Here is a 10,562-nt window from a genome sequence, read left to right as displayed (position 1 = left end):
CCTGCTGGTCCATCTGGTGGAAGATGCTAATAAGTTCGTCTTCGCGCGCTTCATCGGCTGTCTTAGCCATCGGGCTATGGTCGCGCCCGACAAGCTCGTCAAGGGATACGCCATAGTGGTCGGCCAAGGTGCAAAGCACCTCTGAATCGGCTTCGCGCACGCCGCGCTCATAGTTCTGATAGGTCTTCTTCGGGATGCCGATGATTGCGGCAACCTGCTCCTGCGTAAGCCCGTTCTTCCGGCGCAGCTCCTTCAGCTTCATCTCCGTCCTTCCTTCTCTACAAGGCAAAAGATACCCAAAATGGGGGTTCTTGACAAGATTCTTTCTTGCAAAGTAGCCAATTTGGGGATATAGTTCGCTTTATACGTACCCGATACGGGTACCTTTTCGAGAGGAGTGGATATGACACGCAACAACATCGCATCGGAGCGCGTGCGCCTCGGCATGTCTCAGCAAGACCTTGCCGACAAGCTCAACGTCTCGCGTGATTCCGTCAAGGACTGGGAATCGGGTGAGACGGCAATCCGCAGCTCAAAGCTCGTTGAGATGGCCGACATCTTCGGGTGCAGCCTTGACTACCTCATGGCACGCACGCCGGAGCGCATCTTGCGTTGCGCGGTGGCCTGATGACCGCCGAAGAGCGAGCCGCCTGCATGAGCGACTACCTCCGCGCCCTCTACCGCAAGTGGCTCCTTGAGGGGAGACCGGAGCGGTGAAGTGGACGAGCCGTGAAATCAAGTACCTGGAGGAGCACGCCGGGGAAGGTGCGGAGGCGATAGCCAAGGAGCTTAAGCGCTCCGTCGATTCCGTCAAGTGCCAGGCAAAGCGCTTCGGCGTTTCGCTCCGGCGCTCATGGACGTGCCCCAAGTGCGGGATGCGCGTCAGCAAGCCCCTGAGCAGCCGCACCGGATGGTGCGCGGCCTGCACCAAGGAGAAGCGACGCGAGTTCCTAGCCGAGCAGGTACGCGACCTTGAGGAGGAGGTGAGGCGGAACGAGCGCGAGGACAAGGAGAGGCAAAGGCTCTATTCGCGCAAGTCTCGGGTGAAGAAAAAACTCAAAAACATGACCCGTTGACGACCCTTTGCAATTTACCAGCGGAAACGAGAAAGGAGAACAAGTGATGGTGACCAGAAAACAACCGAGCGCCCCCAACTACCACATCGCGAGCGCCCGGAAAGGCCAACCGGCCAATGCAACTATACCACGCGCGCTGAAAACGCCCGCAGACCTGGCAAGGGATAACCAGGAAAAGGCCTTCAAATGCGGCCTGATGCTTGGCTTCGGTGTCGCGGCGCTCATCTTCACGCTCATCCTGTGGCTCTGGGCCGTCCCGACGGTTGACGGGTGCGTGCAGAACATGCAGCAGATGCAGGAGCAGATGCTGCAACAGGGTTCGGTGGTGCTCGCATGAGGGCCATGCAGTCACCGGAGAACCAGTGCGCCCTCCCCGGCCTAGACCCCAAGGGCGAGCAGCGCATGAGGGTCGCGCGGCAGTGGGTGACGAGCCACCCCGAGGAATGGGCCTACTACAAGGGCGCGGCGAGGCGCGAGTGCGCCCACACCCACGACCGCAAGGCCAGCCCGAACCGGTGCATATACAGCGTGCGCATCCGCTTCGGCATCGAGATAGCCAACGCCCTCGCGCCGTACCTTGCGCGGATCGCCATGGAGCAAGACCCGGACATACGCATGAGGGTCGCGCGGAGCGACGCCGACGGTTTCACGACTGCGAGGCTCAAATGAGCTGGCATTCGGAGGCGGTCGGCAACGCCGAGTGCGAGGTGCGCGTGCCGGAGATAACCGGCAAGCAGCGCCCGCGTGCGCAGGTCGTGGGCGGGCACGCGAGGGTCTACACGCCAACCAAGACCGCCAAGTTTGAGAAGGTCATCGCCTCCGCATGGTTGGAGCAGGTCGGCACGCGGTGGGTGGCGTTCGAGGGCGAGGTGTGGATCACGGTGACGTTCAGGCGGGAGCTGGCGAAGTCCAACCCGAAGTATTGGGACGGGAGAGCCGACCTGTCGAAGCCCGACGCGGACAACATGCTGAAAGCGGTGCTGGACGCGCTGAACGGCGTGGCGTTCGCCGACGATTCCCAGATAACCCGCATAGAGGCGATAAAGGGACGCAGGAAGCCCCACGGCGAGGGCTGCTTCGTGTCAATAGAGGCTTCCTACCACGAAGAGACATACGAGAAGGGCGAATAGCCATGGCAAACACAATCAAGGCGCAGTTCAAGCAGGCCACCGTCAAGGGCGGCGTGACCAACATGCAGTTCGAAGCCGTGACGGAGAGCAAGGGCGTTTTCGACGCTATCAAGCTCTCTGGCGGAATCGTCTTCCTGACCATCGAGAGCGAGCAGCAGGAGCTGCCCATCGACCAGCAGGCACCCACCATCAACATCTACAACGTGAACGCCGACACCGGCGAGGTCGTTGAGGCCGAGGACGCGCCGTTGCTCCCCGAGGAGGTGGAGTAGATGGCCGACGAGATTCAGGGCTACGCCCCCATGACCGACCGCGAGCGCCTTTACGTGGCACAAGCTTTGTTCAAGGCCATGGGCGAGTACGTCTCCACCACGGGTGACGGGCTGCGCAACGAGTGCGACGCCGACCTGTTGGCGATGTACGAGGCCGAGGGCATCAAGAGCCTTGACGCGAAGGTTGCCGGTAAGAAGGTCGGCACGTACTCCGTGACCGTGGCCAAGGAGAAGACGACCACGGGGCTGCACACGGTAGACCCGGAGGCGCTTTCGCGCTGGGCGGGCGAGAACGGGTTCCTCCGCATCGAGGTGGACTACAAGCGCGTCGAGGCCTACTTCAAGCAGACGGGCGAGGTGCCGGACGGCTGCGAGGTTGTCACCGAGACAACCCCCGAGCACGCCAAGGGCACCGTCCTGCGGATAGACCCGCAGAAGGTGGCCGATGCCCTTGGGACGGCGCTCCCCTCCGCAGTGACGGGGCTTCTCATGGGGGAGGTGGGGTAGATGGCAGAGCCTTTGAGGACGCGCCTCATCGCCGCCATGGCCGAGATGACCAACCCCGCCAAGTCGAACAAGGCCACGGTGCCCACCAAGAGCGGCAGGACGTACACGTACAACTACGAGTCGCTTGACCAAGTGCTCGCGGCCATACGTCCCCCGTTGATGGCGCACGGCATCGGCCTGACACAGCCCATGGACTGGAACGAGGTCACGGGTTGCTGGGTGCTCCGTACCGTGGTGTTCGACGCCGAGGAGCGCTTTGAGCTTGACGAGCGCCCGATGTACCCCACGGCTGACGCCCAGACCTCGGGGAGCTTCGAGACGTACATGCGCCGCTACGCCCTGCGCTCCGCGTTTGGGCTGTGCGGCGAGGACGACGACGGACAGGTTGCCACCAACATGGCGCGTGAGAACCGTTCTAAGGCCGCGCAGGCACGTTCCGTGGCAACTACACCGGCCCAGCCGAAAGCGCCCGCCACAGCGCACCACAGCTCCGCAGACAAGCGAAAGAAGATGCTTGCCAGATGCGCGGAGCTAAGCGCCCAGTGCATCGAGAACGGCATGAACCAAGGTGCCACGGATTCCTACATGACGGCCTCCTTCGGCGTTGAGAGCATGGCCGATCTTACGGACGAGCAGCTTTTGGAGTTCGGGCGCTACCTGAACCAGATGGAGGAGCAGAGCAGGAGCCTGAGGAAGGGGGCACAGCAATGAGCATCAACAAGGCCGTTATCAGCGGCAACCTCACCCGCGACCCGGAAATGAGGGCGCTGCGCAACGGCACGCAGGTCATGTCCTTCGGCGTGGCGGTCAACGACCGCGCGCGCAACCAGCAGACGGGCGAGTGGGAGGACCGGCCCAACTTCGTGGACTGCGTCATGTTCGGCAAGCGCGCGGAGGCGATGAGCCGCTACCTGCGCAAGGGCATGAAGGTCGCAATCGAGGGCAAGCTCCGCTATTCCTCGTGGCAGGCGCAGGACGGCTCGAAGCGCTCGAAGCTGGAAGTGGTGGCCGACGAAATCGAGTTCATGACCCAGCAGCAACAGCAGCAGCCCGCGCAGCAGGGCTACTACGACGAAGACTGCCCATTCTAGGGAGGCTGTCGTGGAAGAAGCCAAGTTCACATGGCTCCCTAAGTTCACAACGACGCTTGAACGAGTGCCAGAGGAACAGCGCGGCCTGCTCCTCTGGGCGCTCGCCCAGTACGGCACGCGCGGAATAGAGCCGACGTTCGATGATTGGGCGCTCCAAGCGGTGTTCGAGGGGCTTAGGGAGGACATAGACAACAACAAGTCGTTCCGCGGTTTGGGCAAAACCGGGGGTCGCGGCAACCGCAAGGCGGGTAGCGCATCGCTACTGCAGCCGGACGAAGGGTTTGCCGATTCAGAAACCCCGGTTTGCGAATCAGAAACCCCGGTTTCGGATGTTGAAAACGGGGGTAACGAAAAATCCCCCTCCATACCATACCAATCCATACCAGACCATGCCAAACCAAACCATGCCAAGGAGAAGGCAGCAGCAGTCCGGGAAATCGTCGAATACCTCAACGCCAAGACCGGAAAGAGCTTCAGACCCACTGCCAAGGCCAACGCCACGCCCATCAAAGCCCGCCTCGCCGAGGGCTACACCGTTGCCGACTTCAAGGCCGTAATCGACGCGAAGGTGCCGGAATGGCTGGGAGTGAAGGCCAAGGACGGGCGCGACATGACGCAGTACCTCTGCCCGGAAACGCTTTTCAGGGAGCGGAACATGGAACGGTACCTGAACGCAGGGAAGGGGGCGCAGCATGACGAGTACTCGAATCTCTGACCTGCTGCCAAACGTCCCCGAAGGCGTGAAGCCCTCACCGCCCGTCCCCTTCGAGCAGACCGAGGAGTACCGTCAGATGGTGCGCAAGATGGCCGAGAGCCGCCTTCGCAAGGCAGGGCTTCGCGGCGGCTACATCGAGGCGGACTCACCCGAGGGGCACGCCTGCTTCGAGCGCTTCAGGCAGGGGCGTGGCACGTACCTCTACGGATCACCCGGAAGGGGCAAGACCTGGGCGGCGGCGTGCTGCGTGAGGCTGGCGATACGTCAGGGCAGGAGGTGCAAGCTGCTCACAGCCAAAGCCCTGCTCGATGCCGTCAAGGCCGAGTGGGACGGGGGCGAGCGTGGCGTGCTTCAGTGGGCCGAGCGCTACGACCTCCTTGCCTTGGACGATTTGGGCATGGAGCGCCCCACGCCTTGGGCCATGGAGACGCTTTCGGGGCTTATCGACGCGAGGGTTTCCGAGGGCCTGCCCACGGTCATCACGTCGAACTACAGCCTCGGGGAGCTGCGCGAGCGCTGGGGCGGCATGGAGGGTGCCCGCATCGTGAGCCGCATCGGCGGGGCCTGCGAGCGCATCGAGCTTACCGGCGTTGACATGAGGCTGTCATGACGCCGCCTACCTCAGACCTGCGAGGGCTTTCAATCACCACCGCCGAGAAGTACGGCAAGCCCTGCGTCGGTGCCTACTACCAAGGCCGTGGCGTGCGCACCAACCGGCTGGAAGAGGGGGCCTGCTGCTGCATCTGCGGCGCTCGCGCCACCAACAGCCACCACGAGCCGCCCACCGGGATAGGCGGGGGCAGGGCCTTTTTCGACCTCAAGGGCCGTAAGCTCCGCCCAGCATTGTTCGCCCTGTGCGGAAGCGGCACAACCGGATGCCATGGGAAAGTCCACTCGGGCCAGTACCGCATCCATTGGGAATGGGGCAGCGAGCAGGATGCTGCCGAGTGGTGGGCCGGGGGCATGACGGATGCCATGTACCAAGGCAGCGAAGAGCTCTACTGGCACGGCGAGTGGGTCATCGAGGACAGGAACGGAAACGTAATCAGACGAATCAGGAAGGATTGACCATGGATTACATGACTTGCGAACAGTACGTGATTGGCGAGCTGGAAGCCGCGCAGGCATTGAACGACAAGCTGGCGGCGGAGAACGACCGCCTCACGGCCCAGCTGGAAATCTTGGAGGGGCAGGAGCCGAGCTTCATGGAGCGGCGCGTGGCGGACATTGGCCGAAAGCTGGTGTTCGAGGCGTGGTTCTTCCAGTGCGAGGCCGTGGACGGGCAGGAGTTCGAGGACTGGCGCCACAAGAGCGCGAAGACCTACCAAAGGCCCAAGGACGTTTCGGAGGCCAAGGCCGTGAAGTTCTTCGAGCCGGAGCTTCGGGCGCTCTACGACCAGACCAAGGCCGAGGAGGAAGCCGAGAAAGAGGACAAGGAGGCCGCGAAATGACGGTGGGCGAGATTATAGCGGAGCTTCAGGACGTGCCGCAGGACGCGCCGGTGTGCGTTGACAGCCCCGCGAACCTGAACATGGAGGTGGTGCTGCAATGACGTTCATCGAGATGCGCGAGGCAGCGGCCATAGCGTGCGCCACGAGCGCCGTGAAGATGCTGCCGGACTGCCCCGAGAAGGATGCGTGCAACGCGGCCTTGGTTTCCCTCTGGGCCGCGCTGCCCGGTAGCCTGCGGGACGCGCTGCAAAGCGGCGAGCTTCCAAAGGAGGTGTGGGAATGACCGACATGGAGCCTAAGCCGCTGTGCCCGCTGTTCGCAATCACCCGCGCCATCTTCCCTGACGGCGGCTTTCGGGGAGGCTGGTTCGATGATTAGGAGCAGCGACCCCGCCCACGACTGGGACGTGTACTGCGCCGAGCAGGAGGAGGCCAGGGCGGCCTACGTGCGGGGCAAGACGTGCAAGGACTGCGCCCATTGCTACGAGCCGCCCGACAGGGCAAGCGTGTGGGGCTGGTGCGACGTTAACGGAGACTACACCCAGCTAGACGAGCTGGTGACGGAGATTGAATGCGAGGACTTCGAATGATTGACAGGGAAAAGGCCAGCGGCTGCGTGACCACGCTGCTGGTGGCGCTCTTGATTGACGCTGCCGCGCTGTACGGCATCGTCTGGCTGGTTACCGAAATCGGCAGGATGATGGGGTGGTTGGCATGAGCTACACATATGACGAGCTGATCGACGATGAGGCGACCGATGCCAGAGGTTAGCCAGAGGGACGTCGCTGAGATGTGGTACCGCAGGTACCAGGAGGTCTGGCGCGACTACGAGAGGCTGCTGGGCGAGGTCAGGAGGCTCAGGGCGTCCGCGCCGGATGTGCAAGAACGACCGATGAACTTGGTGCGGTGCCGGGACTGCAAATACCTCGACACGATGCGCTGTCCCATCAAGCGATCGCTCGTGTACGACGGCGCAAGCACCACGGCTGTGGTCGCGCCTGGAGGCTTCTGCGCGTGGGGGCAGCCAAGAGAAGACAAGTGACTAAGGAGACAGCCATGGCAAACCAGAACGTAATCGGGCTGAACATCGACGACTCGATCATCAAGGACGCGGTGACGCAGACGGCCAAGGCGGCCATCCTGCAGAGCGTCAGCGACGAGGGCATAGCCGAGGCGCTCGTGCGCGAGGTGCTGAACATCAAGGTGGACAAGCGCGGCTACGTCGCGACGAGCGACTACGGCCGGGCCAACGGCATGACGTGGCTCGAATACATAGTGTCGGAGGCGATCAAGAAGGAGGTCCTGTCCCTCCTCAACGAGGTTGTCGAGGAGTCACGTCCCAAGTTCCGCAAAACGATCAAGGCCGAGATGGAGAAGGCATCGACGCAGGACAGGATGGCTGAGGCCTTCCTCGACTCGATGACCCGCAACCTCGCCAACAGCTGGAAGACGGACATCAGCATCCAGTTCGAGAAGGTGGATGACTGATGACCGCTGACGAGTGCGTGGAGGTGGTCGAGTGAGAGTCGCATGGTTCTCAGCCGGCGCGAGTTCCTTCGTAGCAGCGTATCTCTCTCGCCCCGACCGCGTCGTGTACATCGACGTGGCCGACCAGCACCCAGATTCCATGCGTTTCGTTCGCGACTGCGAGGGTGCTTTGGGCCGCGAGATCGAGGTCATCCGCTCGACGGAGTACTCCGGCGTGGACGATGTCATAGAACGCCGTCGCTACATCAATGGCCCAGGCGGCGCGGCGTGCACGCTCCTGCTAAAGAAGAGGGTGCGCCAGGAGTGGGAGCGCAGGAACTACCCCCACCAGGAGGGGTTCGAGTACGTGTGGGGGTTCGACGCGAACGAGCGGCGTCGCGCCGAGCGGCTGGACGCCGTCACGCTCGAGGCGCGGAATCTCTACCCGCTCATCGAGCGGTGGCTGACGAAGGAGGACTGCCACGCGATGCTCGAGCGGCTGGGCATCAGGAGGCCCGCCATGTACGACCTCGGGTACGCGAACAACAACTGCGTCGGGTGCGTGAAGGGCGGCATGGGCTACTGGAACCGGATTAGAGGGGACTTCCCAGACGTCTTCGCGCGTCGAGCAAGGGAGGAGCGGGAGGTCGGCCACAGCTGCATAAAAGGGGTCTTCCTCGATGAGCTTAGCCCGGAGAGAGGCGACATGAAAACAGAGATCATGCCAGAGTGCTCGCTCATGTGCGAGCTTGCGATTAAAGAGGATGAATGAGAGTGAAGCTCTGCTCGCGCTGGTCAAGGTGCTGCAAGAGCGGAAGGAGGACGCATGAGACCGACAGACGACGAGCGCATCACAGGGGAAGCTGCAAGAACGCTGCTGCGGGTGGCGCGCGAGTTGCGCGAGAACGCGGCCGACGCCAGATCCATCAGGATGCACACGGACGACCTCGTGGCCCGCTGCAAGCGGCTGGCGGGCGAGTCGTGAGCGCGACGCTCCCGCCCGTCCTGGACGCCTGCTGCGGCGGGGAGAGCTTCTACTTCGCCCGTGGCCACGTCCTGACGGTGGACGCCCACCCGAGGTCGGCGACGCTTTGCGACGGGCGCGTGTTCCGCTGCGAGCCGGACGTGGTGGCCGACTTCCGCGACCTGCCGTTCCCTGACGGGGCGTTCGCCCACGTCGTGTTCGACCCGCCCCACCTGCTGCGTGGCAGGGGGTGGCAGGCGGAGAAGTACGGCCTGCTCCCGAGCGACTGGGAGCCGTACCTGGCGCGCGGCTTCGCGGAGTGCTGGCGCGTGCTCGCCCCGCTGGGGACGCTGGTCTTCAAGTGGAGCGACGTGCAGCTGCCGCTCTCCGAGGTGCGCAGGGCGTTCCCGGCCGAGCCGCTCTACGGCAACAGGAGGCCGAGGTCCAGCAAGACGCACTGGGTCGTGTTCGTCAAGGAGGAGTCATGACCGAGGAGCTGGCGCATGAGCACGGCCAGGAGTGCCGCTGCCACGACGGCGGATACACCTACGGCTCGATTCGGGAGTGGGACTTCGAGGGCGAGGAGGAGTAGCGATGATGTACACGGTCACAAGGGTCTACAAGCCGGGCTGCGAGCAGCACATCGACAACACCGAGTACTCGACCGATGAGAACGCGGCGCCCGCCAGACCCGGTATTCGTCCATTGCAGGGAGTGCGAGCGGTGGGAGCCGTGCCCATGCGGGTGCTGGTGGGTCTGGTGCCCCGAGCGGGGCGAGCACACCAAGGGGGTCGACGGGCGCGAGTTCGACCGGTGAGGCCCGAGGGTGCCGAGAACGGGTGCGATGGGTGCCCGTTCTGCGGCACCCGCCTGAGCGGCGGTCGCCTCCACTGCGAGCACGAGGATATGTGGACGAACCTCCTAGACCCGCAGTTCCTAGGCGACTGCCTGGTCGACCTCAGGTGGACCATCGACGAGCGCAACGCGCGGTCCAATGGGCAGCCGATGCAGCTGTCGCTGTTCTAAGGAGAAGACTAAATCTATTAGTGTTCTCGCCTTCCATTAAGACTAACTATGTTATACTTAATCCACGGACGGAAGGAGGCGGCATGCAGCCACCAACAGTCCGCGAGGTCATCCGAAGGCTTGAGGCCGAGGGATGGGTGGAAGCAAGGACGCGAGGCGACCACAGGCGCTACCGGAAGGGGGGGAGAAGGGTAACGGTGGCGGGAAAGCCGAGCGAGCACCTAGACCGAGGCACCTACACGAGCATCTGCAAGCAGGCCGGATGGTGACCTAGACGGAGCGGGCGGGGGAACCGAATCCCCCGCCCCACTAGAAGCAGGACGGCATAGCTTGGCGGCGACCGTCCACATTCCGAGAGGATTCTACCATGAAGGCTGTCTTTTCCGTTGACTACCTGCTCACCACCAAGGCGAACGTCCATGCCATCGTGACGGCGCGGTTCGAGCACCGCGCCTACGAGGACGCTTTCACCGGCGAGGACAAGGCCGAATGGCTCATCCACTGGCAGCATGGCACGTGCGGCTACGAGGACTGCCGCCCGATCGACGGCACCACGAAGGTGGAGCTGTTCCGCGACTACGCGGGGTGCATCGCCGAGGAGCTTGGCTGCAAGGCATCGTACCTCGGCATCCAAAAGGTAATGTAGCCATGGCGAAGCGCAAGTACAAGGTGAAGTACATCGCCAAGGACGGCGCGCCCTGCAGCTACACCTTCAAGAGCGACCGCAGGATGTGCGTCAGCGCCAGGGGGCGCAGCGCCGGGATGGACTTCGGCTTCCCATGGCATGAAGACGCCGCCATGACCGAGCAGCGAATCATGGAGGACGAGGGCTCGGCCATGAGCAAACATGGCGGGGTCAGAAGG

The 10,562-nt window shown here is 63.3% G+C and carries 26 protein-coding genes; 25 read left to right on the top strand and 1 reads right to left on the bottom strand.

Annotated features, from left to right (window positions below):
- A partial coding sequence (locus tag HMPREF2826_RS00345; RefSeq protein ID WP_070638041.1) for a helix-turn-helix domain-containing protein occupies nt 1-262 on the bottom strand: 262 nt, incomplete at its 3' end.
- 141 nt (nt 263-403) lie between these two features.
- Here HMPREF2826_RS00345 and HMPREF2826_RS00340 point away from each other — a divergent pair.
- From HMPREF2826_RS00340 to HMPREF2826_RS00230, 25 genes are all read left to right on the top strand, one after another.
- Entirely contained in the window at nt 404-628 is a 225-nt protein-coding gene (locus tag HMPREF2826_RS00340; RefSeq protein ID WP_070638038.1) for a helix-turn-helix domain-containing protein, read from the top strand.
- An 85-nt stretch (nt 629-713) separates the two neighbouring features.
- Nucleotides 714-1,076, top strand: a complete 363-nt coding sequence (locus tag HMPREF2826_RS00335; RefSeq protein WP_070638035.1) for a hypothetical protein — start codon at nt 714-716, stop codon at nt 1,074-1,076.
- Between the two features lie 43 nt (nt 1,077-1,119).
- Nucleotides 1,120-1,413 (top strand): hypothetical protein, encoded by a 294-nt coding sequence (locus HMPREF2826_RS00330; protein WP_148138276.1) that lies wholly within the window; start codon nt 1,120-1,122, stop codon nt 1,411-1,413.
- On the top strand, nt 1,410-1,745 hold the full coding sequence (locus HMPREF2826_RS09335; protein ID WP_070638028.1) for a hypothetical protein: 336 nt from the start codon (nt 1,410-1,412) through the stop codon (nt 1,743-1,745). The genes HMPREF2826_RS00330 and HMPREF2826_RS09335 overlap by 4 nt, the downstream gene beginning before the upstream one ends.
- On the top strand, nt 1,742-2,206 hold the full coding sequence (locus tag HMPREF2826_RS00320) for a RusA family crossover junction endodeoxyribonuclease (RefSeq protein ID WP_070638025.1): 465 nt from the start codon (nt 1,742-1,744) through the stop codon (nt 2,204-2,206). The genes HMPREF2826_RS09335 and HMPREF2826_RS00320 overlap by 4 nt, the downstream gene beginning before the upstream one ends.
- Before the next feature lie 2 nt (nt 2,207-2,208).
- Entirely contained in the window at nt 2,209-2,478 is a 270-nt protein-coding gene (locus tag HMPREF2826_RS00315) for a hypothetical protein (protein WP_070638023.1), read from the top strand.
- Nucleotides 2,479-2,985, top strand: coding sequence for a hypothetical protein (locus tag HMPREF2826_RS00310; RefSeq protein ID WP_070638020.1), 507 nt, complete (start codon nt 2,479-2,481; stop codon nt 2,983-2,985).
- On the top strand, nt 2,986-3,696 hold the full coding sequence (locus tag HMPREF2826_RS00305) for an ERF family protein (RefSeq protein WP_070638018.1): 711 nt from the start codon (nt 2,986-2,988) through the stop codon (nt 3,694-3,696).
- Entirely contained in the window at nt 3,693-4,076 is a 384-nt protein-coding gene (locus HMPREF2826_RS00300) for a single-stranded DNA-binding protein (RefSeq protein WP_070638016.1), read from the top strand. The genes HMPREF2826_RS00305 and HMPREF2826_RS00300 overlap by 4 nt, the downstream gene beginning before the upstream one ends.
- Nucleotides 4,077-4,086: 10 nt before the next feature.
- The gene (locus tag HMPREF2826_RS00295; protein WP_070638014.1) at nt 4,087-4,791 is read left to right on the top strand and encodes a conserved phage C-terminal domain-containing protein; all 705 of its coding nucleotides are present in this window, start codon (nt 4,087-4,089) and stop codon (nt 4,789-4,791) included.
- Nucleotides 4,769-5,401, top strand: coding sequence for an ATP-binding protein (locus HMPREF2826_RS00290; RefSeq protein ID WP_083307145.1), 633 nt, complete (start codon nt 4,769-4,771; stop codon nt 5,399-5,401). The genes HMPREF2826_RS00295 and HMPREF2826_RS00290 overlap by 23 nt, the downstream gene beginning before the upstream one ends.
- On the top strand, nt 5,398-5,859 hold the full coding sequence (locus HMPREF2826_RS00285; RefSeq protein WP_070638008.1) for a hypothetical protein: 462 nt from the start codon (nt 5,398-5,400) through the stop codon (nt 5,857-5,859). Before HMPREF2826_RS00290 ends, HMPREF2826_RS00285 begins: the two co-directional genes overlap by 4 nt.
- Before the next feature lie 2 nt (nt 5,860-5,861).
- On the top strand, nt 5,862-6,242 hold the full coding sequence (locus HMPREF2826_RS00280; RefSeq protein ID WP_070638005.1) for a hypothetical protein: 381 nt from the start codon (nt 5,862-5,864) through the stop codon (nt 6,240-6,242).
- 97 nt (nt 6,243-6,339) lie between these two features.
- Entirely contained in the window at nt 6,340-6,525 is a 186-nt protein-coding gene (locus tag HMPREF2826_RS00275; RefSeq protein ID WP_070638002.1) for a hypothetical protein, read from the top strand.
- 87 nt (nt 6,526-6,612) lie between these two features.
- Complete coding sequence (locus HMPREF2826_RS00270; RefSeq protein WP_070637999.1) at nt 6,613-6,831, top strand: hypothetical protein; 219 nt, start codon at nt 6,613-6,615, stop codon at nt 6,829-6,831.
- On the top strand, nt 6,828-6,959 hold the full coding sequence (locus HMPREF2826_RS09720) for a hypothetical protein (RefSeq protein ID WP_256388666.1): 132 nt from the start codon (nt 6,828-6,830) through the stop codon (nt 6,957-6,959). The genes HMPREF2826_RS00270 and HMPREF2826_RS09720 overlap by 4 nt, the downstream gene beginning before the upstream one ends.
- Nucleotides 6,960-6,998: 39 nt before the next feature.
- Nucleotides 6,999-7,283 (top strand): hypothetical protein, encoded by a 285-nt coding sequence (locus HMPREF2826_RS00265; protein ID WP_070637996.1) that lies wholly within the window; start codon nt 6,999-7,001, stop codon nt 7,281-7,283.
- A 14-nt stretch (nt 7,284-7,297) separates the two neighbouring features.
- The gene (locus tag HMPREF2826_RS00260; RefSeq protein ID WP_070637993.1) at nt 7,298-7,729 is read left to right on the top strand and encodes a hypothetical protein; all 432 of its coding nucleotides are present in this window, start codon (nt 7,298-7,300) and stop codon (nt 7,727-7,729) included.
- A gap of 31 nt (nt 7,730-7,760) precedes the next feature.
- The gene (locus HMPREF2826_RS00255; RefSeq protein ID WP_070637988.1) at nt 7,761-8,480 is read left to right on the top strand and encodes an adenine nucleotide alpha hydrolase family protein; all 720 of its coding nucleotides are present in this window, start codon (nt 7,761-7,763) and stop codon (nt 8,478-8,480) included.
- Between the two features lie 54 nt (nt 8,481-8,534).
- A complete protein-coding gene (locus tag HMPREF2826_RS09330) occupies nt 8,535-8,693 on the top strand; it encodes a hypothetical protein (protein WP_168163946.1) in 159 nt (52 codons plus the stop codon).
- The gene (locus tag HMPREF2826_RS00250; RefSeq protein ID WP_070637986.1) at nt 8,690-9,160 is read left to right on the top strand and encodes a class I SAM-dependent methyltransferase; all 471 of its coding nucleotides are present in this window, start codon (nt 8,690-8,692) and stop codon (nt 9,158-9,160) included. The genes HMPREF2826_RS09330 and HMPREF2826_RS00250 overlap by 4 nt, the downstream gene beginning before the upstream one ends.
- 106 nt (nt 9,161-9,266) lie before the next feature.
- Nucleotides 9,267-9,698, top strand: a complete 432-nt coding sequence (locus HMPREF2826_RS00245; protein WP_070637983.1) for a hypothetical protein — start codon at nt 9,267-9,269, stop codon at nt 9,696-9,698.
- An 83-nt stretch (nt 9,699-9,781) separates the two neighbouring features.
- Nucleotides 9,782-9,967 carry a type II toxin-antitoxin system HicA family toxin gene (locus HMPREF2826_RS00240; RefSeq protein WP_070637981.1) on the top strand — a complete coding sequence of 62 codons (186 nt, stop codon included), beginning with the start codon at nt 9,782-9,784 and terminating at the stop codon, nt 9,965-9,967.
- A gap of 98 nt (nt 9,968-10,065) precedes the next feature.
- A complete protein-coding gene (locus HMPREF2826_RS00235; protein ID WP_070637978.1) occupies nt 10,066-10,344 on the top strand; it encodes a hypothetical protein in 279 nt (92 codons plus the stop codon).
- Nucleotides 10,345-10,346: 2 nt separating this feature from the next.
- The coding region (locus tag HMPREF2826_RS00230) for a hypothetical protein (RefSeq protein ID WP_148138274.1) at nt 10,347-10,562 on the top strand (216 nt) is incomplete at its 3' end.

Source organism: Olsenella sp. HMSC062G07, assembly GCF_001811895.1.
Taxonomy (GTDB): Bacteria; Actinomycetota; Coriobacteriia; order Coriobacteriales; family Atopobiaceae; genus Olsenella_F; species Olsenella_F massiliensis.
Note: the sequence above shows the minus strand (reverse complement) of the source record. Positions and strands in the feature narration are given on the sequence as shown.

What these genes read in the sequence shown, in the direction of transcription:
- HMPREF2826_RS09335 (WP_070638028.1), top strand. Translation starts at nt 1,410, where the DNA reads ATGAGGGCCATGCAGTCACCGGAGAACCAGTGCGCCCTCCCCGGCCTA.
- HMPREF2826_RS09720 (WP_256388666.1), top strand. Translation starts at nt 6,828, where the DNA reads ATGATTGACAGGGAAAAGGCCAGCGGCTGCGTGACCACGCTGCTGGTG.
- HMPREF2826_RS00320 (WP_070638025.1), top strand. Translation starts at nt 1,742, where the DNA reads ATGAGCTGGCATTCGGAGGCGGTCGGCAACGCCGAGTGCGAGGTGCGC.
- HMPREF2826_RS00285 (WP_070638008.1), top strand. Translation starts at nt 5,398, where the DNA reads ATGACGCCGCCTACCTCAGACCTGCGAGGGCTTTCAATCACCACCGCC.
- HMPREF2826_RS00265 (WP_070637996.1), top strand. Translation starts at nt 6,999, where the DNA reads ATGCCAGAGGTTAGCCAGAGGGACGTCGCTGAGATGTGGTACCGCAGG.
- HMPREF2826_RS00305 (WP_070638018.1), top strand. Translation starts at nt 2,986, where the DNA reads ATGGCAGAGCCTTTGAGGACGCGCCTCATCGCCGCCATGGCCGAGATG.
- HMPREF2826_RS00245 (WP_070637983.1), top strand. Translation starts at nt 9,267, where the DNA reads ATGATGTACACGGTCACAAGGGTCTACAAGCCGGGCTGCGAGCAGCAC.
- HMPREF2826_RS00315 (WP_070638023.1), top strand. Translation starts at nt 2,209, where the DNA reads ATGGCAAACACAATCAAGGCGCAGTTCAAGCAGGCCACCGTCAAGGGC.
- HMPREF2826_RS00240 (WP_070637981.1), top strand. Translation starts at nt 9,782, where the DNA reads ATGCAGCCACCAACAGTCCGCGAGGTCATCCGAAGGCTTGAGGCCGAG.
- HMPREF2826_RS00340 (WP_070638038.1), top strand. Translation starts at nt 404, where the DNA reads ATGACACGCAACAACATCGCATCGGAGCGCGTGCGCCTCGGCATGTCT.
- HMPREF2826_RS00310 (WP_070638020.1), top strand. Translation starts at nt 2,479, where the DNA reads ATGGCCGACGAGATTCAGGGCTACGCCCCCATGACCGACCGCGAGCGC.
- HMPREF2826_RS09330 (WP_168163946.1), top strand. Translation starts at nt 8,535, where the DNA reads ATGAGACCGACAGACGACGAGCGCATCACAGGGGAAGCTGCAAGAACG.
- HMPREF2826_RS00300 (WP_070638016.1), top strand. Translation starts at nt 3,693, where the DNA reads ATGAGCATCAACAAGGCCGTTATCAGCGGCAACCTCACCCGCGACCCG.
- HMPREF2826_RS00235 (WP_070637978.1), top strand. Translation starts at nt 10,066, where the DNA reads ATGAAGGCTGTCTTTTCCGTTGACTACCTGCTCACCACCAAGGCGAAC.
- HMPREF2826_RS00275 (WP_070638002.1), top strand. Translation starts at nt 6,340, where the DNA reads ATGACGTTCATCGAGATGCGCGAGGCAGCGGCCATAGCGTGCGCCACG.
- HMPREF2826_RS00290 (WP_083307145.1), top strand. Translation starts at nt 4,769, where the DNA reads ATGACGAGTACTCGAATCTCTGACCTGCTGCCAAACGTCCCCGAAGGC.
- HMPREF2826_RS00280 (WP_070638005.1), top strand. Translation starts at nt 5,862, where the DNA reads ATGGATTACATGACTTGCGAACAGTACGTGATTGGCGAGCTGGAAGCC.
- HMPREF2826_RS00270 (WP_070637999.1), top strand. Translation starts at nt 6,613, where the DNA reads ATGATTAGGAGCAGCGACCCCGCCCACGACTGGGACGTGTACTGCGCC.
- HMPREF2826_RS00260 (WP_070637993.1), top strand. Translation starts at nt 7,298, where the DNA reads ATGGCAAACCAGAACGTAATCGGGCTGAACATCGACGACTCGATCATC.